The sequence below is a fragment of the Pseudomonas sp. GXZC genome (assembly GCF_026967615.1).
Lineage (GTDB): Bacteria > Pseudomonadota > Gammaproteobacteria > Pseudomonadales > Pseudomonadaceae > Aquipseudomonas > Aquipseudomonas azotoformans_A.
Genome location: NZ_CP114115.1, coordinates 3,022,202 through 3,045,365, shown reverse-complemented (window position 1 = coordinate 3,045,365; position 23,164 = coordinate 3,022,202). Strand labels below are relative to the sequence as shown.

The window sequence follows — 23,164 nt, the reverse complement described above, 5'->3', positions numbered from 1 at the left end:
ATTTATAACAGGCTTAGTTGAAAATAACGTTTTGCCGCCAAACCGCCCGGCCCTCAATGTGTTGCTCACCACCGAAGTTATATAAAACGTTATTAATTGTCGGAAACTTCAAGCGCGGCCGTACTTGTCTTCGAAGCGCACGATGTCGTCTTCGCCCAAATAAGACCCCGATTGCACCTCGATCAATTCCAGGGCAATCACGCCCGGATTTTCCAGCGCATGCACCTGGCCGATAGGGATATAGGTCGACTGGTTTTCCGAGACCAGGTAGGTCTGCTCGCCATTGGTGACGCGAGCCGTGCCGCTGACTACGATCCAGTGCTCGGCGCGATGGTGATGCATCTGCACCGAGAGTTTGGCCCCCGGCTTCACGGTGATGCGCTTGACCTGATAGCGCTGGCCGTTATCCACCGAGTCATACATGCCCCACGGCCGATACACTTCTCGGTGATTGAGATGCTCATGGCGCCCAGCTTGCTTGAGCTGGTCGACAATGCCCTTGACCTGCTGCACCTGGTCCTTGTGGGCCACCAACACGGCGTCTTTGGTCTCGACAATGATCAGGTCCTGCACCCCGACAGCGGCGACCAGCCGGCTGTCAGCGTGCACGTAGGTATCGCGCGTCTCCAGCAGCAAACCATCGCCACGCAGCACGTTGCCACGGGCATCTTTCTCACTGGCCTCCCACAGCGCCGACCATGAGCCGATATCACTCCAGCCGGCGTGCAGCGGCACCATCACGGCGTCGCGGGTTTTCTCCATCACGGCGTAGTCGATGGAGTTGTCCGGGCACGCGGCAAACGTCGCGGCATGCACGCGGGTGAACGGCAGATCCTGGCTCCCGCCCTCCAGTGCGGCACGGCAGGCTTGGAGAATCGCCGGCTGGAAACGTTCGAGTTCCTCCAGGTAGCGACGGGCACGAAACATGAACATGCCGCTGTTCCAGGCGTAGTCTCCGCTGGCCACATACTGCGCGGCCGTGGCGGCGTCCGGCTTCTCGACGAAGCGCTTGACCCGGTAGCCGCCCTCGCCCACCGCCATGCCTTGCTCGATGTAGCCATAACCGGTGTGCGCGCTAGTGGGGGTGATGCCAAAGGTCACCAGTTTGCCCTCCCTGGCCAGGGGTAGCGCCACTTCCAGGCTGGCATGAAACGCCGGGATGTCTTCGATCAGGTGGTCCGCCGCCAGCACCAGCAGGATCGGGTCCTCTGACGCGGCAAGCGCCTGGCACGCCGCCAACGCGATGGCGGGTGCCGTGTTGCGCCCCACCGGCTCCAGCAGAATGCTCGCCTGCTCCATGCCCAGCTGACGCAATTGCTCGGCGACCAGGAAGCGGTGCTGTTCGTTGCAGATCAACTGCGGCAGGGCCACGTTGGCGCCCGTCAGCCGGGTGATGGTTTGCTGCAGCATCGACAAGTGCGCATCGGTCAGGCGCAGGAACTGCTTGGGGTTCAACTGCCGCGAGAGCGGCCACAGGCGCGACCCCGAACCGCCAGCCATGATCACGGGTATCAACATGAGAGCATCCTTGGGACAGGGTTTGTAAAGTAGGCGCGGGTGTTTTCATGCACCCGCGAACTGAAGCGCAGCTCATCCTGTGGCCACCAACGGTACTGCTGGTGTTGCTCGGCGGGCGGCTGCAGGGTTGAGTCGTCCAGCTCCAGGCAATAGCTGAGCACCACATAGTGGGTGTCCGGCCCGAACCCGGCATTGGCGAAAACACTGTCCTCGTAAAAGTGCTCGTACACCCCCAGCAGCCGTGCCGTGGCGCGCTCGAATGGACGCCCCAGCTCATCCTGGGTGATGCGCCGGAATGCGCTGTCCAGGCTCTCGTTTTTCCGGATGCGCCCACCGGGCACGAACCAGAAGCCATAAGCCGGCCGGTTGACGCGCAGGCCGAGAAAAACCTCACCACGGCCGTTTCTGACCACCAGATCAATCGCCACCAGGGGCGTCGACGCCACGACCGTTTGGAAGGTCGGTAAATCAAGCCACATACCCATCAGACCTGTGCCAGAAAACGTTGCAGAATGCGTTCCTTATCAAGGAACTCCTTGGCGTAGTTCAACGCCACTTCATTGCGCGACGGCAATGCCAATACCCGCTCGATCCCCGCGTTGATTGCCGCGACAGACTCCGGTTCAACCAGCACCGCAATGCCCGGATGCTCCTCGCACAGGCGTCCGAGGGTGGTGTCGGGGTCGGCGGTGATGATGGCGTTGCCCCCCACGGCCAGGATGTTGGTGAGCTTGGAGGGCAGCACCGAATCCGCCGCGCCGCGCTTCTGGATCACCAGGTGCGCGTCGGCCGAGGCCAACAGCGCCGGTAGATCCTCATAAGCCTGCAACGGCGCAAACAGCACATTGCGCAGGCCGTCGCGCTGCGCCCGCTCAAGCAGGCGCGCCTTGCCGGTGCCCTGGCCGACGATCAAAAACACCCGCTCCGGGTGATGGGCGTGGGCCTGGGCTGCGTCGAGGATCAACTCCAGTCCCTGTTTTTCACCGATGTTGCCGGAGTACAACACCACCCTCGCGCCTTGCGGAACCCCGAGGCGTTCAAGCAAAACCTGGTTGCGCGCTACCTGACGGAAACGTGCGGTTTCCGACCAATTGGGGAAGAACACCAGGCGCCGGCCGTGCACGCCCTTGCCGCGCGCCTTGTCGAGCATGCCGCTGGAAATCGTCGACACCCGGTCAAAGCGCCGCAACAGCCAACGCTCGACGCCCATCGCCAAGCGCCGCAACACAGAACTGCCACCGATGCCCAGGCCAAACATGGCGTCCACTTCATAGTCCTGGATATGCAACACCGACCGCGCACCACTGAGCTTGGCCAGCAACAGCGCCTGGGGCGCACAGAACAGCGTGGGCACCACCAACATCACCAGGTCCGGTTTCCAGCGCAGTTGCCCGAGCACCGCCAACAACGAGCTGGCGGAAAAGCTCGCCAGGTGCAGCAGGCGCGTCACCGCCGTGGGCTGGCGCGGCACGTACAGCGGGCAGCGAACCACCGTCACGCCGGCATCCTGCTCGGTACAAAAACGCCACGACGAATAGCCCTCGCCCACCTGCCACTGCGGGTAATACGGCGGCGCCGTCACCACCCGCACCTCGTGCCCCTGGGCGGCCAGCCAGCGCGCCTGCTCGCCGCTGTATTTGCCGATGCCGGTCAGTTCGGGGCTGTAATTGATGCCATACAAAAGGATCTTCATCACTGGCCCCGAGGCTGCTCAAGCGCTGCGAGATAAGCGTTGTAGGTATCGCGCAAGCCTTCCTCCAGCGGCACGTAGGCTTCCCAACCGAGGACGTTGATACGGCTCACCTCCAGTAGCTTGCGCGGTGCGCCGTCTGGCTTGCTGGTGTCGAAACGCAAGCGCCCCCGGAAGCCGGTGACCCGCGCCAGCGCCTCAGCCACTTGCGCAATCGTGCAGTCCACCCCGGTGCCGACATTCAGGTGCGAGCGCATCGGCAGGGTGGGTTCGCGGTAGCGCACGGCGTCGAGTTCCATCACATGCACGCTGGCTGCCGCCATGTCATCCACATGCAAAAACTCCCGCCGTGGCCGTCCACTGCCCCAGATCACCACTTCGTCATCACCGCGCAGGGTTGCTTCATGGAAGCGTCGCAAGAGGGCAGCGATCACATGGCTGTTTTCCGGGTGATAGTTATCGCCTGGCCCGTACAGGTTGGTCGGCATCACGCTGCGATAATCCCGACCGTGCTGGCGGTTGTAGCTCTCGCACAGCTTGATCCCGGCGATCTTGGCCACGGCATAGGGCTCGTTCGTCGGCTCCAGCGCGCCATCGAGCAGCACCGCTTCGATCATCGGTTGCGGCGCATGCACCGGGTAGATGCACGACGAACCGAGGAACAACAGCTGCTGCACGCCATGGCTGTGGGCGGCGTGGATCACGTTGGCCTGGATCATCAGGTTCTGGTAGATGAAGTCGGCCGGGTACGTCGCATTGGCATGAATCCCGCCGACCTTGGCGGCCGCCAGGTACACCTGGTCCACACGCTGGCGGGCGAAATACGCCTGCACGGCCGCCGGGTCGAGCAGGTCCAGTTCATCGCGGGCGGCGGTAAGGATCTGCGTATACCCCAGGGCCCATAGCCTGCGCACAATAGCCGACCCCACCATGCCGCGATGGCCGGCGACAAAGATCCGTGCATCAAGATCACGTGCCATGCTCAGTTCTCCACCGCAATCGGTGCGTCGTGCCCATGCAGGCGCAACAGGGCGTGGCGCTGGGCGATTTTCAGGTCTTCGCGGACCATCTCGGCACACATTGCCTGCGCCGTGATCTCAGGCACCCAACCGAGAGAACGCTTGGCTTTGGATGGATCACCGAGCAACGTCTCTACCTCTGCGGGACGGAAGTAACGCGGGTCCACCCGCACAATCACATCGCCCACGAGGATGCCGGGCGCCAGGCCGCCGTCGATGTGCTCGACCACCGCCACCTCATCCACGCCCTCCCCCACAAAGCGCAAGCCCAGGCCCAGCTCCGCCGCCGACCAGCGGATAAAGTCGCGCACCGAATACTGCAGCCCGGTGGCGATCACGAAGTCCTCGGGTGTGTCCTGCTGCAGCATCATCCACTGCATGCGCACATAGTCCTTGGCATGCCCCCAATCGCGCAGGGCGTCCATGTTGCCCATGTACAAGCACGGTTCCAGGCCCAGGGCGATGTTGGCCAGCGCGCGGGTGATCTTGCGCGTCACGAAGGTTTCACCCCGACGTGGCGACTCATGGTTGAACAGGATGCCGTTGCAGGCATACAAGCCATAGGCTTCGCGAAAGTTCACGGTGATCCAGTAGGCGTAGAGCTTGGCCACTGCATAGGGCGAGCGCGGGTAGAACGGCGTGGTTTCCTTCTGCGGGGTTTCCTGCACCAACCCATACAACTCAGAGGTGGAGGCCTGATAGAAACGGGTCTTCTTTTCCAGGCCCAGCAGACGGATCGCTTCAAGGATGCGCAAGGTGCCCAGGGCGTCCACATCGGCGGTGTACTCCGGTGAGTCGAAGCTCACTGCCACGTGGGATTGGGCGCCGAGGTTGTAGATCTCGTCGGGCTGGATCTGCTGGATGATGCGCGTCAGGTTCGACGAATCGGCCAAGTCGCCATAGTGCAGGATCAGGTTTTTATGCAGGGCTTGCGGGTCCTGGTAAATGTGATCGATGCGCTGGGTATTGAACGACGATGAGCGCCGCTTGAGACCATGCACGGTATAGCCTTTTTCCAGCAGCAGTTCCGCCAGGTACGAGCCATCCTGACCGGTAATCCCGGTGATAAGCGCGACTTTGTTCATGTCTGTCTCCCGATTGATAGGCGAGCGAAGGCCTTCACCCAAACTTGGGTGTTTGTTAAAAACGGTCAGTTACTGCTGTGTGGGCAGGTTCAAGTTATGTCCGGTCAACTTTGAAAGTTCGCGAACAATGGCGTCCTTATCGTTTAAATGAGCAATTGCGGTTTCCAGTTCGAGCACCTTCGCGCCCACCAGGAAGCGGTACCAATAGCCTTGCAGCAGGTGATAGACCAGACCGCTGCGGCCATCGAGAAACCCCAGCTGAATGATGTAGCGCCACAAGAAATACGCCGTGGAACTCAGGGTGAACGGCACGCGGTTGTACACGCGGTTCTTGACCAGGCGTTTGGCCTTGGCCTGGAACGAACTCTGCCCGGTATGCACTTCATCGCGGATGGCAAACAGCCCGAGCCGCGCATTGAGTATTTCGATGGCCTCGCGAGTGGCGTAGCCGTTGTGCTTGTGGGTAAAGAACGTCAAGTCATGCAGATTATGGTCGGCAAACCCACCTTCCAGGGTGATGGTGCGCCCCTCGGCAACCGAGATGTGCTCGTCCATCCAGCGGTCTTCCATGCGCCCCAGGCCCGTGCGCCACAGCCGCAGCATTTTCAACGGGTAGCGGCCGCCATGGCGCACCCAGCGGCCCATGAAAATATGCTTGCGCTTGAAGTTGATGCCGGTGATATCGCGGGCCAGGCCTGGCAGCCGCGTATTGATCTGCGCGGCAAGGTCGGCCTCGATGATTTCGTCGGCGTCCAGGCGCAGGGTCCAATTGCCGGTGATCGGCAAATTGTCCAGCGCCCATTGGAATTGCTTGGCCTGGTTGACGAAGGTGTGCTGCACCACCATTGCCCCATGGCGGCGGGCGATGTCGCAGGTGTTGTCGGTGGAAAACGAGTCCACCACCAGCACTTCGTCACTGAAGGCGCGCACCGAGTCGATGGCCCGTGCGATGTGCAGGCTTTCGTTGTAGGTGAGGATGATCACGCTGACGGTTTCGCGCTTCATGGTTTCACCGCCTGGTCGTGCTGGGTACGCAGGCCAATCTGCCGTGATGGATGCCCGGCGTGCACGCTCCACGGCTGCGCGATGCTCTTGATCACCAGGGAGCGGGCCCCCACCACCACCCCGTCGGCCACGCTGACACCCAGGGTGACAAAGGCTTCGGCACACACCCACACGTGTTCCCCCAGTACGATGGGCTTGGCATACAGCTGGAAGTTCTTGCTGTTGTAGTCGTGGGAGCCGCCGCACAGGTGCGCGCCCTGGGACACCACGCTGTAGCGCCCGATGCGGATCAACGCCATGTTGTACAGGGTGGTGCCGTCGGCGATCCCGACATGATCGCCCAGTTCCAGGTTCCAGGGGGCCCAGACCTTGGCCCGTGGATACACATGCACGCCCTTGCCCAGCCGCGCACCGAACAACCTGAGCAGGAACGCCCTCCAGGCATGAAACGGGCGTGGGCTGGTGCGAAACAGCACCACGTACACCATGTTCCAGAGCAGGCGACGCAAACGATGGCCCAGTGAGAAAGACGGCGAGCGATGCGGGTCATTGCCTTGAAGAATCACGGCAAGCACTCCCGCACAATTTCCAGCAGGCGCTGCGCCCCCCGGCGGATATGAAAGCGCTCGGCAAAACACACTTTGGCCCGTTCGGACATCTGCGCATAAGCAGGCGCATCCAGTTGCAACCAGCGCTGCAGGTTCTGCACGGCACCGGCCGCCGTGTCTGGGCTGACAAACCCCACAGCGTCCTTCTCGATTTCGCGCCAGATGTTCACCTTGTCACTGATCAGCACGGGCTTGCCGCAGGCCAACGCCTCCGCCACCACCACGCCGAAATTCTCTTGGTGCGACGGCAGGCAGAACACCTCGGCGGCATAAAACGCGCCCCACTTGGCCGCGCCCTGCAGCATGCCGGGCCAGGTGATACGGTCGGCGATGCCCAACTGCTCGGCCTGGTTGCGCAGCGCCTGCACCCACCCGCCCTGATCCGGACCCGCCATCACCAGGTGTAGGCGCTCGTCTAGCCCGGCTACCTGGGCGAACGCCTGCAACAGGTGGTCACAGCCCTTTTTCGGGTGGATACGACTGAGGTACAGCACCACCCGCTTGCCCTTGAGCTGCGGGTGCGCCGCAACGAAGTCTTGTGCCAGCCGTGCCTCGTCAGCCGGCGGACTGGACGTGCCATAGGCCGTAATCGTTTCATTGGCGCGATAGAGCCAGAACGATTCACGCGCGCGAAGCTGTTCTTCCTCACTGGTAAACACCACGCGCCGCGCATCCCTCAGCACGCGGTATTCACCCCAGGGCCAGTACAGCCATTTCTTTAAATGCTTGAGCGGGTATTCGTGCTTGAACCAGGGGTCGAGCATGCCGTGGGTATACACGATGTATGGCCGGCCGAGCTTGTTCAGTACCTGGCGGGCGACAAACCCGTGGTACTGCCACAAGCCGTTGATGATAAAAAAATCATAGTCGCGGGCATGCTGCTCCAACCAAGGGCGCAGGTTGCCATTCAACCCGTAGCCAAACCGGCTGGGGCCCATGAAGTGCACGGTGCCGGGATAGTCGACCGCGAACGCGCCATCCAGCGTCAGCACATCCACACGATGCCCGTCCCGAATGAGCAGCGTGTCGATTTCCCGAGCCGCGTTGATCGGCCCACCTTTTTCCGGTCTGACCGAAGAGATGATTCTGAGTAACTTCAAGTGCTGTCGTCCGCTGATGCGTTGAGTGAGTTCAGGTTTTCTTGCAAGCCGCGAGGATCAGGCAGGCGTAGAACACGCCAAACGCCAGGAACGTGCCCTGCATGGTCATCACGCCGTTGAACAGGATCGGTGCCAGGAACCCGCACAGCAGCAACGGCACGCCGGTGCCTTGCCTGACCAGCGCCGTGTAGGACTTGAGCAACAACCAGAGCAGGACGAAGATCCTGAACAGGATGAACATCAATCCGGCGGGAAGGCCCATCTCCAGCACGATGCGTGACCATTCATCCTCGGCCAGCAGAAACCCCGCACCCTGTTCCCGCCCGGCGCGCAGGATTGTCGAGGCGGCGTTGGTACCTGAACCGATGCCATGGCCCCACAGCGGCGCGTCGTCGACTACACGCGTGAAGGCATACAGGCTGGAGAACGCACGAGTGACCGGCGACCCTTCACTGGCCACCGCACTGCGGTTGCGCTCCACCAGTACCTGGTAGCTGTCGGTGGACATGAAGATCAGCAGGCTGACAAACAACGCGGCCGCCAGGAAAAACAGCGACAGCAGGTTGCGCTGGGACTTCTTGATCAAGGCGACCATCAGCGCGGCCAGCAGCACAATCGCGGCATACGCATAAATGGCCCTGGAGCCCGTGAGGAAGCACATCACCGCCACGGACGCCGCCGACACCGCAAAAAGCCCATAACGCCGCGCAAACACCGCACGGAACAAGGCCTTGTCGAAAACCGCCGCGACCAGGAACGCAAAGCAGGCCGACACATACACTACGTGCCCGGCCGTGAAGGTAAAGGTCCCGTACGGCCGCACCACGCCGTCGGCAATCATGAAGATGAAGTCATCATCGCCAATGCCTTTGTTCACGTACGCCTGCGGCCCGGACGAATACTGCAGCACCACCAGGACACTGATCGGGATCGCCGCAAACAGCGTGATACGCGCAAACCGGTAGACATCCGTCAGCCTGAGCGTCTTGCCGGCAACAAAGATCAACGGGAAATACAGCAAGTAGTTGCGCACGCCATAGCCGTAGATAACAACGCCTTCGGGGCTGCTCAACAAAAACGCCGACACCAGCACGAAAAACACCAGCACCAGCACAACAAAGTAGGCCGACACCAGGTTCTTCGAGAAAAACCCGAACCGGTAGGCGCACCCATAAATGTAAAGGACGATCGGGTCCTTGATGAAGTAGATGACCGAGCTGAGCCCCGGCACCACCCACTTGCGCAAGACCCCTTCGAACAGGATGAACAGGTAGATGAGCACGAACGCACTGACCACTCGCAACCGGTAGCGCTCACGCAGGCTGACCGGTTCAGGACTGGCAAAGGATGGCATCCATCACCCCCTTGGCGTAGCTCTCCCAGGTCGTGCCACCGGCGGACAAGACGGCGTTGTGCTTCAGCTCATTGAGTTTTTGCGTGTCCTCGGCCAGGTCCACCAGATGACGGGCGATGGCCTCGGCGCAACGGATCGGCACCACATAACCATTGACCCCCTCAACGATCAGGTCCGCCGCGCCGCAGTTGTGCGACACGATCACCGCCGTCCCCGTCGATAGAGCCTCCCCCACCACCAGGCCAAACGCCTCGGCGAGTGACGGCAGGACCAATACATCGGCCTCCAGCAAGTGCTGGATCACCTCATCGTGGGAGGCTGAACTGAACCATTGATACTTCTTCAGCTCGGCGTTGAGCGCCGGGTTGCGGCCATTGGCGTAGTCGCCGCCGATCACCGTGACGTCAAGGGCCACGCTGCTCGCGGCAAGGTTCAGCGCATCGAAGAAATACGAGATGCCTTTTTGCTGGGTCAGCGCGCCGATATACATCACCTTCAAGCGCCCACCCCGCCGCGCATTGACCTTATGGCACAGCATCGGCGCGGGGGCACCGTAAGGGGTGATCGAGATGTTGTCTGCAGCGATGCCATGGTCACCCAGTGTGCGCTTGGCAAACGTACTCGCCACGATGATCCGGTCCGCCAGCGCCAGCTCGTCGGTCTGCTTGCGTTGGGTATCGTCACTGATATTCGGGATGCTCGCCCGCCAGGCCGGGTTGGCCTCACGCTCATGCTCCAGTACCTTGCACGCGTAGGCGATAGAGCCGAAGGCCGCCTCATAGTTGAGGGCAATACCGCCGATGTGCCGGGCCGCTTTGAACAAGCCCAGGCACTTGCCGTCATAGCCATACACCTGGCTGGGTTTGCGCGGGGTCCGGTACAGGAAGTGGGCACTGGCCTGGTCAATGTGCTGGTACACATTTTCCGGACAGAACATTCCAACGTTGCGCTGCGTGAAGCGATACCACTTCAGCTTGTCACAGAGCACACGCGGCACATCAACCCGTGGGTAGCTGTGCAGCAAGGCGCCGTCCACTTGATCAAAGGTGCGCCGCAGGCACTCCTTGCCGATCACGGGGAGGCGACAGAGGAATGAATCCTTGTGCAAGGCCAGCGAGGTATGAAACGAGTGCAGCAACTGCCGCTGATTCAACGCGCGCAGCAATGCGCGGACATTCTGATTACCAACCGGATGGGCGACCAGGATCATCTTATTTCCCCATCCAGGCTTCGACCACGGCGCTGGAGCGTACCGGGCTGTAGGTGAAGGTCTGCGCAGCGCGCGCGCGAATGAACCGCGCCGGATTACCCGCCACGACGGTGTAGGGCTGCACATCGCGACCGACCACACTGCCCGCGCCAACCACGGCACCTTCGCCAATCGTCACCCCCGGCAAGATGATCGCGTCGGTGGCAATCCACGCGTAATCGCCGATCACCACCGGCGCCACCTTCAACCGCCATGCAGGATCATCCAGGCCATGGGTTCCGGTCAGAATGCGCACCCCCTCGTTGATCGCCACATGGGCACCCACGCGAACGGGAGCATGCAATTGGATAAAGCTGCGCTTGCCGATAAAACTGCCGGTGCCGAGGCTGAAACAACGCAGGGTGCCTTCGAACTCCACGGCGTTGATCATGACCAACTCACCCAGCGTGGCCCCCTGTCGGCGCAAGGCGCGCTGCCGACGACTGGCCGTTAGCAGCCGGCCCAGCAACAGCACGCGTTTGGCCAGGTACTTGAGCCCTTGTGGCGTCAGCAGGCTGACTTTGAGTCGATGGCGGATCAGGTGATCAATCAGCACGGGCCATCCTCACTTCAAGGCGATGGAACCCGCGCTTGGCGAAGCCGAACAGCACCACTTCGGTGGCCACCAGCACATAGCAAACGCCCAACAGACCGTAGTCCTGCGCCAGGCAAAACACCGCCAGGCTGCTGGCGATCGACACCAGCATGAACACCACGGCAAAGGACGCATAAGACGCCGTCGCCATCAGCGCGACCCAATACACTTGCCAGGCCACGTGGGTCAGCGCGCCGATGATCAGCACCAGCATGATGCTCGATGAGTAATCATCCTTGCGGCCCGACCACACATCAAAAATCGTCCCGCCGTACACCACCACCAGCGCCCCCATCACACAGGCGATGGGCAAGGAGAATTTCAACGCGTAACGGATCATTTTCCTGACCAACTGGTTGTCACCGATGGAGAACGCATAGGAAATTTCCGGCCACAGCGACTGGTTCACCACGGTCGAAAACTGCACCAGCACCCGAGAAATGGTGCGGTAAAGCCCGAATATCGCCGCATGGGCCGGAGACAGCAGCACCGACAACAAAATGATCAACCCCTGCACGTTCAGCGCCAGGCCAATCGGGAAGGCCAGCGAGGCAATCGACGGTTTGATCAAGGTGACGAACGCGCGTTTGCCGATCATCGAGGGGTTGAATCGCAAGGTGATGCCCAATCGGTTGGCGATCAGGTTCTTGCTCACCAGGCCAACCAGGCGCACAGCCAGCAGCATCAGGCTGGTGGCGACCAAGCTCTGGGTGAGATAAGCGCACAACAAGGCGGCCGACCATTCCAGCATGCGAATGACGTTCATGATGAACGACGACAACGGCAACACCTTGAAGGCCCGATAGCGGATCGAGATCATGTTGGTCAACAGGCACAGCAACGAATAGCCCGTCAGCGCCGACAGGATCAACACCCCGTCGCCGCTCCTGATCGACTTGAGATTGAGCAGGCTGAACAGGTCGAAAAACGCCAGCGATCCCACGGCCAGTAACAACACGCTGAGTCCGGCCAGCAGCAGGAACGCAAAGCTGGTGCTGTAGACCGCCCGCGCGACCCTCAACCGCCCGCGTTCATGCCAGATCACCACTTTGCTCGAAGCCGCCGTGGTCACGCCCAGGTCGGACAGCGCCAGGTAGGTCGGAATTGCCGACAGCACCACCCACTCGCTGTAGGCGCCAAACCCCCAACTGGCGATCAGCACCGGGACACTCACCAGTTGAATCAGCAGGTTCACTACCTGGCCGAACGAATTGGCGCCAATGCCGCTGACGATTCTCTTGAGCACGCTCATGGGTTCAGGGGTCGCCCAATGGAGACGTAATGAATGCCCTTCTTGTTCATGCTGACCGGGTCGAACAGGTTGCGCCCGTCGAAAATCAGCGGTTGCTGGAGTTGCTGCTGGATCACCCTGAAGTCCGGCGCCTTGAACACCTGCCACTCGGTGACGATCAGCAAGGCGTCGGCACCTTTGAGGCAAGCCTCCTTGGTGCCGCACAGGCGCAGGTCATCGCGGTCGCCATACAGGCGCTGGGTTTCTTCCATGGCTTCCGGGTCAAAGGCTTGCACCTTTGCCCCCGCACGCCAGAGGGCCTCCATCAACACACGGCTTGGCGCCTCGCGCATGTCATCGGTATTGGGCTTGAAGCTCAGCCCCCAGAGCGCGAAGGTCTTGCCTGCCAACTCACCCTTGAAATGAGTGGAGATCTTGTTGAACAGGCTGTTCTTCTGGTCAGCGTTGCGCCGTTCCACCGCCTTGAGCAACGTGGCGTCAAAGTCGAGGGTCTCCGCGGTCTGGATCAAGGCCTGCACGTCCTTTGGAAAACACGAGCCTCCATACCCCACACCCGCATACAGGAACTGATAGCCGATGCGCGGATCGGAACCGATACCCTGGCGCACCATCTCGATATCCGCACCAAGGCGCTCGGCCAGGTTGGCCATCTCGTTCATGAAGCTGATCTTGGTGGCGAGCAGGCAATTGGCGGCGTACTTGGTCAACTCCGCGCTGCGCACGTCCATCACGATGATCTTTTCGCGGTTGCGATTAAACGGTGCGTAAAGCTCACGCATCACCGCTTCCGCATGCCCACTGGCGGTGCCGATGACGATGCGGTCCGGCCGGATGCAGTCCGTCACCGCGCATCCTTCCTTGAGAAACTCCGGGTTGGACACCACGTCGAAGGCCAAGTCGGTACGCGCACGCAGCGCGAGCATGGCGGCAACGCGCGCACTGACCTTGTCAGCCGTGCCCACCGGAACGGTGGATTTGTCGATGACCGTCAGCGGCGCCTGCATGTGCTGCCCAATGGTCTCGGCCACCGCCAGCACATACTTCAAGTCGGCCGAACCGTCTTCATCTGGCGGCGTGCCCACGGCGATAAACTGCACCTCACCATGCTGGACTGCGGCCACGGCGTCGGTGGTGAAATTCAAGCGGCCGGCTGCATGATTTTCCCTGACGAGGGTCTCCAGACCGGGTTCGTAAATCGGGATGTGTCCCTGTTTCAGGCGCTCGACCCGTTGGGCGTCGATGTCGACGCACAGCACATCGTGGCCGACTTCGGCGAGCACTGCGCCCTGGACCAACCCCACATAACCAATCCCAAAAACAGTGACTTTCATAACGCTTCTCTTTGAACCTGCGGCCAGTGGTAGACGTGCTGCGCGTTGGATTTCAATTGCCTGCCATCAGGGGTCAAACGCTGTCTGACTTGTACTCGTAGTGGTAATAGCTGTAGGCGCCATACCCGTACTTGGCGGATGAGCGCTTCTCGATACCGTTGAAGATCGCGCCTTTGAGTTCGATGCCGTTCTGCTGGTAGCGGCGCATCGTCAGCTCCACTTCGCGCGCCGAGTTCAGTTCGAATCGGGCCACGATCAGGTTGGTGCCGGACTGGCGTCCAACGATGGTTGCGTCGGTGACGGCCAGGAACGGCGGCGTATCCAGGATCACCAGGTCGTAGAGCCCACTGACCTGTTCGAGGAACGCGCTGAAATTGGCGTGCATCAACAGCTCTGAAGGGTTCGGTGGAATGCGCCCACGGGCGAGGATGTGCAGGTTTTCCACCGCCGTGGAGTGGATGACGGCACTGAGTTCGCAACGCTTGGCCAGCAGATCGGACAGACCGTTGTCAGCCGGCACACCAAAGACTTTGTGCAAGTAGCCCTTGCGCATGTCCACGTCCACCAACAACACCCGCTGGCCCGAGTGGGCAACCACCGCCGCCAGGTTCGCTGAGACGAATGTCTTGCCGACTTGTGGGCTGGGCCCGGAAATCATCAGGCGGTTGTTGCTGGCTTCCAGCATCGCGAAATGCAGGCTGGTGCGCAGGCTGCGCAGCCCTTCAATGGCCAGGTCGGTTGGATGACTGAGGGCGAGCAGTTGCGTTGAGTCGGCCTTGCCGCCACGCGAAAGCTTCTGGTCCATGTCCTTCTGAATGGCGCTGAACGGGATCGCCGCATAGACCGGCAAGCCGAGCTTTTCCAGTTCACTGGGGTTGGCAACGCCGCGATTGAGCGCCTTGCGAAACAACACCAGGGCAATCGCGACAAAGGCACCGAGCAGCGTGGCGATCACCACAATCAGGGCTTTTTGCGGCCTGATCGGGTTGCGCAGGTCGACATCGGCAGTGTCGATCAAGCGCACGTTGCCGACTGTGCCGGCACGCATTACGTCCAGTTCCTGATATTTGTTCAGCAGTTGCGTGTAGATCTCGGTGCTGACTTTGAGGTCTCGGGTCAGGCTCAGCAGCTCTTGCTGAGTGGTGGGCAGGCTCTCGACCTTCTTGGCCAGCTCATTCTGACGTGCAGTGAGTTCTGCCAATTGCGTCAGCAGTGCCCGATACACCGGGTGCTGGGGCGTGAACTTACGTTCGATCTCGGCCTGCTGCATCTTGAGTTCCGAGATGCTGGCGTCCAGTGCGACGATCTGATCAAGAATCGCCTTGGCCTCAAGGCTGATGTCGATGGTCTTGTTGCGGATCTGAAACTTATTCAGCGCTGTCTCGGCCTGTTCGACATCCTTGCGCACCTGGGGCAGTTGATCCTTGAGGAAGGCCAGGCTCTGGGCCGCCTCAGCGGACGTGCGCTCGATATTCTGGCGCACATAGATGCGTGCCACTTCGTTGAGCACTTGAATGGCCGCGGCCGGTCGTGTGCTTTCCAACGCCAGGCCGATGATGCCCGATTCCTTGCCGCGCTCCGCGACATCGAGCAACTTCTGATAGCGCAGAATACTGGTCAGGCGTGGCGAACGGACCACGCTGAATTGCATGCCAGGGTTGGCTTGCAGCGTCTCGACCCGCAGCTGGATGCCATTGCTTTCGTAGAAGCGCCCCACCTGCCCCGTCAGCAAAACCCTGTCGTCTTGATCTGTCAGGGTAAAACGGTTGCCACTGTCGGCGGTCAAGGTCAGTTCCTGGCCCAACAGGTCTGCAGGAAGCCGAAACTGCGAGAACTTCAGGTCCTCGCCACCCCAACCGTAGCTGTCCAGACCCAGCCATGGGCTCGCCACAGCGTCAGCCTGTGCAGGTTTGAAACGGCGCGCCATGAAATCACCGATCAACGGAAAACGCTTGGGCTTCACCTCAAGGTCCAGGTTGAGGTTGTCGACGGCGGTACCAATGGTGATTCGCGAGCGGATCAGCTCGATTTCGGTGACGGTGGGCGACTCCTTGCCGAGCAGGCTGCCGACATCCGAAAAGCCCAGCATGTCGCTTTTCTTCGGCTCGACCTGGACCAGCGCAGTCGCCTGATAGACGGGAGGTGTCAACACGGCATAGGTCACACCCAGCGCCATAAAGACAAGACTGATCCCACCGATAAGCCACTTATGGTCCAGCAAAGTGCCCAGCAACATCATGAAATCCAGGTCTGTTTCTTCGCCGTTGTGCGACGTTATTGCAGGTGCTGATTGCATAAGTCAGTTCTTTTTTTCTAACAGATAGTCAAGCAATGGCACAGGATGATAAGTCGCCCGGCTCCATGCACATTTAACGGCTTCACTCACTACATACACGCTCAATTAACGTGCATAAATACTCAACTGATCAATCTTCGCGCCCACGCCTGTGTCGCTTGTTCTATCAGCGTATAAGCATGAACAAAGGCCGACTTGCCCTGACGATAAGGGTCCATGATTTCCCGATCGGACTGCCATTTACCCAACAGAAACACTTTGCCCCGCGCCTCAGGAGCGAGACTGAGCACCCCTTCGATGTGCCGCTGCTCCATCACCAGGACGAGGTCCGCATCACTGACCGCGTCGCTGGTCAGCTGCCGCGCCTTGTGTGAGCCTGGCGCATGACCATGCTCTTCAAGCACGCGTGAAGCCGTGGGCTCCAACGGGCTGTCACGCAATGCCGCGAGCCCCGCCGAACTGACTTCAATGGCGGAGGACGCAAGTGCATTGCGCAGTAATTGTTCTGCCGTGGGGCTTCGACAGATATTGCCGACGCACACAATCAAAATCCTATTGAACAAGGCAACCTCCCACGCGCCGTACAGTATTAACCCGGTAGTAAAAGGGATGACCTTACTTCAAGCAGCGAGACGATTATGCTCACAAGCCAGGAACTTCGACCACTCATCGAAACAGACTAAAAATAACAAAATCGTATTCACCGACGAAAAATAACATTCCCGTACTTTTAGTCCTTTGCATAATAAAGTGCCGCCCATCCGTAACAACAAGGGTCGGCCATGAACACTTCAAAGTTATTGGTAGAACGTATTGGCCTGTTCCCCTCTTCGGGGAATATTCATATCGAAGTGAATAACTCGACGTGCGTCGTCCAGCGCATGCAGGTGTTGTACAGCGACAACTCGCTGGCCAGCGACGAGTCCTGTTCCGGGCTGTCCATGGTGTTTGCCGATTGGCGTTTCAAGTTGCAGGTGAGTGACCCGTTGTCGGTATGCCTGTGCGTGGAAAGTCGGGGTGATAGCCAGTTCATGCAGGTCAAGACGGCCGAGTTGCTGGCGAACATCTCCGGCACCGAGGAACGGCCATGAGCCTGCTGGATGAGGTGATACGCAGCTATGCGCTGAGGAAACTCACGGGGATGTTCGAAGCCTTCGCCGAGCCGGCAGCGGGCGCGCAGTACCGGCGTAATACCCAGGCCATCGGCCGTTGGCTCAATCAACTGCAGGGCAGTTCCCCGCAGCAAATCACCCACACGCTGTTCAAGCAGATGAAGGAAGCGCGGCGTCGAGGCGATGTGCGGCGCTTCAACGCACAAACGGTGCTGCTGGAACTGTTGGTGGACAGCAACCGGGCATTGGACCTGGTGAATTACTCGGCGTCTCTGTGCGCCGAGTCCAACCGCCATGAAGGCGCTTGATGGGCTTGATCGGCGCCTGACAAGGCGATTGCCACGCGGTTGAGCAATAACTCGGCGTTGTATTTGGGCATCAGGGCGCACACCAGCAGGACCACCAGGCCACCGCTGATAAAAGAGGGTGACACCTTGATCGGGGTGGCTTCAATACGCCACAGAAACGCAATAGCCGCGCTGGCGCCCAACAGGCCTCCGGCGACGGCCTCGTTGAGTGGATGGATATAAGGTGCGACGCAATAGGCACTGAACCAGAGACTGGCGAACACTCCCACGCCTGCCGCCGGCCAGCGCAGCGCCGGGTTGAACTGGCGCGCCACCAGGCTGATTGCCACGGTGACCATCAAGCTCGTGTTCATGGCATGGCCACTGAGCACGGCAATGTCCAGGTGCTGGAAGGACAAGCCCCAGCCCTTGAACAGCAACTTGCTGAACGCGACTATCGAATACGTGACACCGACGGTAATGACCCAGGCTCGAAGCGCCCAAGGGTTGGAATACCTGAGCCACACGGCAATGATGATGGCGGCCGGAATCATCACGGTGATACCGCCATATTGCGCAAGTTCTGCCCGCATATATCCCCAATCTGACGTGGCCGTTTTCGGCGCCCATCAGACCTCAGTGTCGAGGGAAATACAACGTTATCGAGGGTCAGCCTTGGGCCACCCGTCGCAGGCTGACTGCTGTCGGCCGAGCCGCCGGTATGCCCACTTCCACGCCGAGCAGGTGCAGCAGGCGCGCGCGGATGGCCTGGAAGCCGTCCTGGCCGGTGTCCCGTGCGCGGGGAAGATCAATCGTCAGTTGCTCGGCCACCTTGCCATCCGCCAGCACGATCACCCGGTCGGCCAACAGGATCGCCTCGTCCACATCATGGGTCACCAACAACACCGCCGGGGTGTGCTTGCGCCATAGCTCGATGATCAGGCGGTGCATTTTGATGCGGGTCAGGGCGTCGAGGGCGGCGAACGGTTCATCCAACAGCAACAACTTGGGCTCGCGCACCAAGCCACGGGCCAGGGCCACGCGCTGGGCTTCGCCGCCGGACAGGGTGGCCGGGTAGGCCTCCAGGCGATGGGCCAGGCCGACTTCGGTCAAGGCTTGCACGGCACGGGCCTTGGCGTCGGGAATGCGCAAGCCGAGCACCACGTTTTTCCAGGCGCGCTTCCACGGCATCAGGCGCGGCTCCTGGAACACCGCCGCTCGCGCCTTGGGCACACGCAGTTGGCCGCTGTCGATAGTGTCGAGGCCGGCCAGGCTGCGCAGCAACGTGGTCTTGCCGGAACCACTGGCGCCGAGCAAGGCCACGAATTCGCCGGGAGCGATGTCCAGGTCCAGGCCATCAATGACCCGCTGCTGGCCGAACTGGCGAACCACGTTGCGCAGTTGTACGGGAGCTTCTAGCGTCGACATGTCAGTTCCTCACTAAGGATGGCCGCCAGGCCAGGGCGAAGCGTTCGAGGGTGCGGATCAGGCCGTCGATCAAGAGGCCGAGCACGCTGTAGATCAACAGGCAGATGACGATGACGTCGGTGCGCATGAAGTCGCGCGCGTCACTGGCGAGGAAGCCGATACCGGCAGTGGTGTTGATCTGTTCGACAAACACCAGGGCCAGCCAGGAAATGCCCAGGGCGTAGCGCAGGCCGACAAAGAAAGACGGCAGCGAGCCTGGAAGAATGACATGCCAGATCAGCTCACGCCGGTTGAGGCCCAGCGTGTTGGCGGCCTCGATCAATTTGGGATCGATATTGCGGATACCGGCGAACAGGTTGAGGTAAACCGGGAAGGTCGTGCCCGTCACGATCAGCGCGATCTTGGTGAACTCGCCGATGCCGAACCACAGGATAAACAGCGGCACCAGGGCCAGGGACGGGATGGTGCGCAGCATCTGCATTGGCGAATCGAGGACCACCTCGCCGCGCTTGGACAGGCCGCAAATCAGCGCCGCGACCACACCTATGCTCACGCCGATACTCAATCCAAACAACGCTCGCTGCAACGACACCAGCAGGTGCTTGCCCAGCTCGCCGGAGGCGATCATCGCCCATAACGTCCCGCCAATCTGCGAGGGCGCCGCGATGACCCGTGCAGGAATCCAGCCCACTTGCGACGCCAGCTCCCACAGCAGCAACAACACAATAGGACTGATCAGCCGTAGCAGGGCATCGGGAGGGCGCCAGGTGCGCACCACTTTCGCTGCGCTCTCGCGTTTGTTGACGGTGATCGTCTCGCTCATCAGGCTTTCATTCCCTAAAAGACACGGCCAGGCGCGCCGCTGCAGGGCCATGCTAATCGCATAAAAAACCGTCGTGAAAGTCTTTGTAGGAATAACCTAATGCGCACAAAATGCAAATTACTGATACAAAAGCTAAATCATGATTCTACATTTTAATAATTAGGTTAGAACCAATCGGCATTTTACAGCCCTTCCCCCTGCCCCTACTTTGGACGCGAATAACCGACCCCCTGCCCGGTGGAGGTGCCAATCACACCCAAGACAAGGACAGACCATGAGCATCGAATTCATCGGCTACATCGGCGGCCATCACGCTTCCGAGATCCACCCGCGCAGCGGCCCGACCCTGCAACCCGACTATGTCGAGACCGTGGCCCGCGCCCACGAAGAGGCCGGGTTTGACCGCGCGCTGGTGGCCTTCCACTCCAACAGCCCGGACAGCACGCTGATCGCGTCCCACGCCGCCAGCGTGACCCAAAAACTTCAATTCCTAATCGCGCACCGCCCAGGTTTCGCCCAGCCCACGTTGGCGGCACGCCAGTTCGCCACCCTGGACGTGTTCAACGGTGGACGCACGGCGGTGCATATCATCACCGGCGGCGATGATCGCGAATTGCGCGCCGACGGCAGCCACATCGGTAAAGACGAACGCTATGCCCGCACCGACGAATACCTGAGCGTGGTGCGCCAGGAATGGACCCGCGAACAGCCCTTCGATTTTTCGGGCACCTACTATCAGGTCGAAGGCGCGCATTCCACGGTGAAGTCGCCGCAACAACCGCATATCCCGTTGTATTTTGGTGGTTCGTCCAAAGCCGCGATCGAAGTGGCGGGCAAGCACGCCGATGTGTACGCGCTGTGGGGCGAAACTTACGAACAAGTGCGTGAGATCGTGACCCAGGTGCGCTCCGAGGCGGCCAAGCATGGACGTACGATTCGTTTCAGTTTGTCGTTGCGGCCGATCCTTGCCGAGACCGAAGAACTGGCATGGGCACGGGCCGAGCGCATCTTGCAGCAGGCCACCGAGTTGGCCGAAAAAAATGGCTTTGTGCGGCGTGAACCGCCGAATGAAGGCTCGCGCCGGCTGCTCGCGGCGGCCGCGCAAGGATCGCGGCTGGATAAGCGTTTGTGGACGGGGATTGCGGGGTTGCTCGGTGCACAGGGTAACTCCACCTCGCTGGTAGGCACCGCTGAGCAAGTCGCGGAGGCGTTGGTGGATTACTACGATCTGGGGATCACCACGTTCCTGATCCGTGGGTTTGATCCGTTGAATGATGCCATTGACTATGGCAAGCGCCTGATTCCTCTTACCCGCCAGCTGATCGCTGAACGCGAGCAGGCCCAGCAAGTGGCTTGATCCCCAGGGGAGTTGGTGAGCCAACTCCCCCACTGAAGATTCAGTTCTTGTAGTCGGTATCACTGCGCTCCAACTGCCGGATCAACGCATTCCAATGCCGCGCCACACCTGGCCCATCACCACTGGCAAACACCTTGGCCTGCTGCTCAACCTTCTCCACCACCTCCCTCGGCGGGAAAATCAACTCCGCATTCCCCGCAGCCTGCGCTGCGACCTGGATATTGCACGCACGCTCCAACTGCTGCAGCTGCTGGAACGCATGTTCAACACTGACGCCCGCCGTCAACAACCCATGGTTACGCAGGATCATCACGCTCTTGTCACCCAAATCCGCGACCAGCCGCTCACGCTCGTCAAGGTCGAGGGCAACGCCTTCATACCCGTGGTACGCCACGCGCCCGGAGAAACCAATGGAGTGCTGGGAGATCGGCAGCAGGCCGTCTTTTTGCGCCGATACCGCAATACCGTCGCGGGTGTGGGTGTGCAGCACCGCTTGCAGGTCGTGGCGTGCGCCGTGAATGGCGCTGTGGATCACATAGCCGGCATAGTTGATGCCCAGGCCGGTAGGGTCGTCGACGATGGTGCCGTCAAGGTCGACCTTGACCAGGTTGGACGCGCTGATTTCATCGAACAACAAGCCAAAGGCGTTGATCAGGAAATGCTCGTCCGGGCCCGGTACGCGGGCGGAGAAGTGGGTGTAGATATGGTCGGTCCACTTGTACAAGGCCGCCAGGCGATAGGCGGCGGCCAGTTTGACGCGCACTTCCCATTCTTCCGGAGTGACGCGCTGGCGGACATTGGTGGAAACGCTGGAAATCGAGGTGACGCTGCTCATGGCAAAACTTCCTGGATGGCCTTAAGGACTTCCAGGCAAGCCTAGGGGATGCAAAAAAATAATAAAAAGCACATTTTAATCTAAGCTAATTATTATTTTTTTTCATATCATGCTGCATCCTTGATCTTGTGCAACGAGGCCGCGACCCACTTGCCAAACGCATCCACCGGCCCCTGCAGGTTACCGAGGAAGTGCGGGTAGATCAGCCACAGGTCCATCACCGGCTTGAAGTCCTTGAGCGGCATCACCGCCAGTTGCTCACGGTGTGCGCTGCGTTCCAGCAACGGACGTGGCACCAGGCCAAGGCCGAGGCCGTCCGCCACCAGGCCCAATTGCAGCTCAGTACCGAACGTCTCCAGGTTCACCCGCAATGCCAGGCCCTGATCGGACAGGGTCCGCTGCAACCCCGCGCGGAAACCGCAGCCGTCCGGGTTGAGGATCCAGCCATTCTGGTACACATCCGCCAGCTTGCAAGGCTTCTTGGGCAGTTGGGCCTTGGCGCAGACCACCACCAGTTCCATCTTGCCGATGGACTCGCCGATGATGTTGTCCGGGAAGATCTTGCCCGCCGGGAACAACGCCGCCGCCGCATCCAGCTCGCCGCGCTCGATCTTGCCGACCAATTGGCTGCCCCAGCCCGTGGCGACCTGGGCACGCAGGTCCGGGTATTCGGTACGCAGGTGCTTGAGCGCATCGAGCAGCACCACATCACCGATGGTCTGCGGCACACCCAGGCGCAGCACGCCGGTGGGCGGAGCGTCGGTGGCCACCAGTTCACGCAGCGCATCCATCTCGCGCAGAATCAGCCGGCACTGCTCGTAGACGCGGGTGCCGATCAGCGTAGGCTTGAGGGGTTTGGTGTTGCGGTCGAACAGCTCCACGCCCAGCGCCTGCTCGAAGTTCTGCACGCGGCGGGTGATGGCTGGCTGAGTCAGTTGCAACGACTCGGCGGCATGGCTGATGGACTGGCAACGAATCACTTCGACAAAGGCATCGATATCGTCAATTTTCATTTGGGCCGCACATAGAGAACAGTCATTAAGATGTGTGCGAAGCATAGTTGCAGGAACGCTGTCTGGATAGCCCACGCTGTGATCGATAACGTCTAACGCTATTCAGACCGGTTCTAAATTACCTTCAGCTATAAGCTAATCATTAAAAAATAGCATATTAACTATAAACATTATGCTTAGATAATCCCATTACCACCGACCATGGAA

The 23,164-nt window shown here is 60.5% G+C and carries 23 protein-coding genes; 3 read left to right on the top strand and 20 right to left on the bottom strand.

The genetic code is table 11. From position 1 onward, the window contains the following. Positions 1–108: 108 nt before the first annotated feature. The 15 genes from OZ428_RS14255 to OZ428_RS14185 form a co-directional block, all read right to left on the bottom strand. The gene (locus OZ428_RS14255; RefSeq protein WP_269133814.1) at positions 109–1,518 is read right to left on the bottom strand and encodes a mannose-1-phosphate guanylyltransferase/mannose-6-phosphate isomerase; all 1,410 of its coding nucleotides are present in this window, start codon (positions 1,516–1,518) and stop codon (positions 109–111) included. After that, entirely contained in the window at positions 1,512–1,997 is a 486-nt protein-coding gene (locus OZ428_RS14250; protein ID WP_033897203.1) for a GDP-mannose mannosyl hydrolase, read from the bottom strand. The genes OZ428_RS14255 and OZ428_RS14250 overlap by 7 nt, the downstream gene beginning before the upstream one ends. 5 nt (positions 1,998–2,002) lie before the next feature. Next, on the bottom strand, positions 2,003–3,211 hold the full coding sequence (locus tag OZ428_RS14245; protein ID WP_269133813.1) for a glycosyltransferase WbuB: 1,209 nt from the start codon (positions 3,209–3,211) through the stop codon (positions 2,003–2,005). Further along, complete coding sequence (gene fcl / locus OZ428_RS14240; protein WP_269133812.1) at positions 3,211–4,188, bottom strand: GDP-L-fucose synthase; 978 nt, start codon at positions 4,186–4,188, stop codon at positions 3,211–3,213. The genes OZ428_RS14245 and fcl overlap by 1 nt, the downstream gene beginning before the upstream one ends. A 2-nt stretch (positions 4,189–4,190) precedes the next feature. Beyond that, on the bottom strand, positions 4,191–5,312 hold the full coding sequence (gene gmd / locus OZ428_RS14235; protein ID WP_269133811.1) for a GDP-mannose 4,6-dehydratase: 1,122 nt from the start codon (positions 5,310–5,312) through the stop codon (positions 4,191–4,193). Positions 5,313–5,381: 69 nt separating this feature from the next. After that, positions 5,382–6,317 carry a glycosyltransferase family 2 protein gene (locus OZ428_RS14230; RefSeq protein ID WP_269133810.1) on the bottom strand — a complete coding sequence of 312 codons (936 nt, stop codon included), beginning with the start codon at positions 6,315–6,317 and terminating at the stop codon, positions 5,382–5,384. Then, positions 6,314–6,883, bottom strand: coding sequence for a putative colanic acid biosynthesis acetyltransferase (locus OZ428_RS14225; protein ID WP_269133809.1), 570 nt, complete (start codon positions 6,881–6,883; stop codon positions 6,314–6,316). The genes OZ428_RS14230 and OZ428_RS14225 overlap by 4 nt, the downstream gene beginning before the upstream one ends. Beyond that, entirely contained in the window at positions 6,880–8,025 is a 1,146-nt protein-coding gene (locus tag OZ428_RS14220; RefSeq protein ID WP_269133808.1) for a glycosyltransferase, read from the bottom strand. Before OZ428_RS14220 ends, OZ428_RS14225 begins: the two co-directional genes overlap by 4 nt. Before the next feature lie 31 nt (positions 8,026–8,056). Continuing rightward, entirely contained in the window at positions 8,057–9,379 is a 1,323-nt protein-coding gene (locus tag OZ428_RS14215; RefSeq protein ID WP_269133807.1) for an O-antigen ligase family protein, read from the bottom strand. Further along, complete coding sequence (locus OZ428_RS14210; RefSeq protein ID WP_269133806.1) at positions 9,357–10,589, bottom strand: glycosyltransferase family 4 protein; 1,233 nt, start codon at positions 10,587–10,589, stop codon at positions 9,357–9,359. The genes OZ428_RS14215 and OZ428_RS14210 overlap by 23 nt, the downstream gene beginning before the upstream one ends. A 1-nt stretch (position 10,590) precedes the next feature. Continuing rightward, positions 10,591–11,184: an acyltransferase gene (locus OZ428_RS34505; RefSeq protein ID WP_330913710.1), complete on the bottom strand. Its 594-nt coding sequence runs from the start codon at positions 11,182–11,184 to the stop codon at positions 10,591–10,593. Next, positions 11,174–12,475: a lipopolysaccharide biosynthesis protein gene (locus OZ428_RS14200; RefSeq protein ID WP_269133805.1), complete on the bottom strand. Its 1,302-nt coding sequence runs from the start codon at positions 12,473–12,475 to the stop codon at positions 11,174–11,176. The genes OZ428_RS34505 and OZ428_RS14200 overlap by 11 nt, the downstream gene beginning before the upstream one ends. After that, complete coding sequence (locus tag OZ428_RS14195) at positions 12,472–13,806, bottom strand: UDP-glucose dehydrogenase family protein (RefSeq protein WP_033897181.1); 1,335 nt, start codon at positions 13,804–13,806, stop codon at positions 12,472–12,474. The genes OZ428_RS14200 and OZ428_RS14195 overlap by 4 nt, the downstream gene beginning before the upstream one ends. A 73-nt stretch (positions 13,807–13,879) precedes the next feature. Continuing rightward, positions 13,880–16,102 carry a polysaccharide biosynthesis tyrosine autokinase gene (locus tag OZ428_RS14190; RefSeq protein ID WP_269133804.1) on the bottom strand — a complete coding sequence of 741 codons (2,223 nt, stop codon included), beginning with the start codon at positions 16,100–16,102 and terminating at the stop codon, positions 13,880–13,882. A 122-nt stretch (positions 16,103–16,224) separates the two neighbouring features. Then, positions 16,225–16,665: a low molecular weight protein-tyrosine-phosphatase gene (locus OZ428_RS14185; RefSeq protein WP_269133803.1), complete on the bottom strand. Its 441-nt coding sequence runs from the start codon at positions 16,663–16,665 to the stop codon at positions 16,225–16,227. A gap of 219 nt (positions 16,666–16,884) precedes the next feature. On the opposite strand from OZ428_RS14185, the gene OZ428_RS14180 reads away from it, so the two are divergent. Both OZ428_RS14180 and OZ428_RS14175 read left to right on the top strand, forming a co-directional pair. Next, a complete protein-coding gene (locus tag OZ428_RS14180) occupies positions 16,885–17,193 on the top strand; it encodes a phosphomannomutase (RefSeq protein WP_241495483.1) in 309 nt (102 codons plus the stop codon). Further along, the gene (locus tag OZ428_RS14175) at positions 17,190–17,522 is read left to right on the top strand and encodes a hypothetical protein (protein ID WP_033897177.1); all 333 of its coding nucleotides are present in this window, start codon (positions 17,190–17,192) and stop codon (positions 17,520–17,522) included. Before OZ428_RS14180 ends, OZ428_RS14175 begins: the two co-directional genes overlap by 4 nt. Here OZ428_RS14175 and OZ428_RS14170 read toward each other — a convergent pair. From OZ428_RS14170 to OZ428_RS14160, 3 genes are all read right to left on the bottom strand, one after another. Continuing rightward, complete coding sequence (locus OZ428_RS14170; protein WP_269133802.1) at positions 17,474–18,094, bottom strand: hypothetical protein; 621 nt, start codon at positions 18,092–18,094, stop codon at positions 17,474–17,476. The genes OZ428_RS14175 and OZ428_RS14170 overlap by 49 nt on opposite strands. Before the next feature lie 76 nt (positions 18,095–18,170). Next, the gene (locus OZ428_RS14165; RefSeq protein WP_269133801.1) at positions 18,171–18,929 is read right to left on the bottom strand and encodes an ABC transporter ATP-binding protein; all 759 of its coding nucleotides are present in this window, start codon (positions 18,927–18,929) and stop codon (positions 18,171–18,173) included. A 1-nt stretch (position 18,930) separates the two neighbouring features. Then, positions 18,931–19,752 carry an ABC transporter permease gene (locus OZ428_RS14160; RefSeq protein WP_269133800.1) on the bottom strand — a complete coding sequence of 274 codons (822 nt, stop codon included), beginning with the start codon at positions 19,750–19,752 and terminating at the stop codon, positions 18,931–18,933. A 274-nt stretch (positions 19,753–20,026) separates the two neighbouring features. Between OZ428_RS14160 and OZ428_RS14155 the strand changes: the two genes are divergently transcribed. Then, positions 20,027–21,109: an LLM class flavin-dependent oxidoreductase gene (locus OZ428_RS14155; RefSeq protein ID WP_269133799.1), complete on the top strand. Its 1,083-nt coding sequence runs from the start codon at positions 20,027–20,029 to the stop codon at positions 21,107–21,109. A gap of 40 nt (positions 21,110–21,149) precedes the next feature. Here OZ428_RS14155 and OZ428_RS14150 read toward each other — a convergent pair whose 3' ends face one another. Next, positions 21,150–21,944, bottom strand: coding sequence for a class II aldolase/adducin family protein (locus tag OZ428_RS14150; RefSeq protein WP_038846144.1), 795 nt, complete (start codon positions 21,942–21,944; stop codon positions 21,150–21,152). Between the two features lie 107 nt (positions 21,945–22,051). After that, positions 22,052–22,957, bottom strand: a complete 906-nt coding sequence (locus tag OZ428_RS14145; RefSeq protein ID WP_016980074.1) for a LysR family transcriptional regulator — start codon at positions 22,955–22,957, stop codon at positions 22,052–22,054. Between the last annotated feature and the right edge of the window lie 207 nt (positions 22,958–23,164).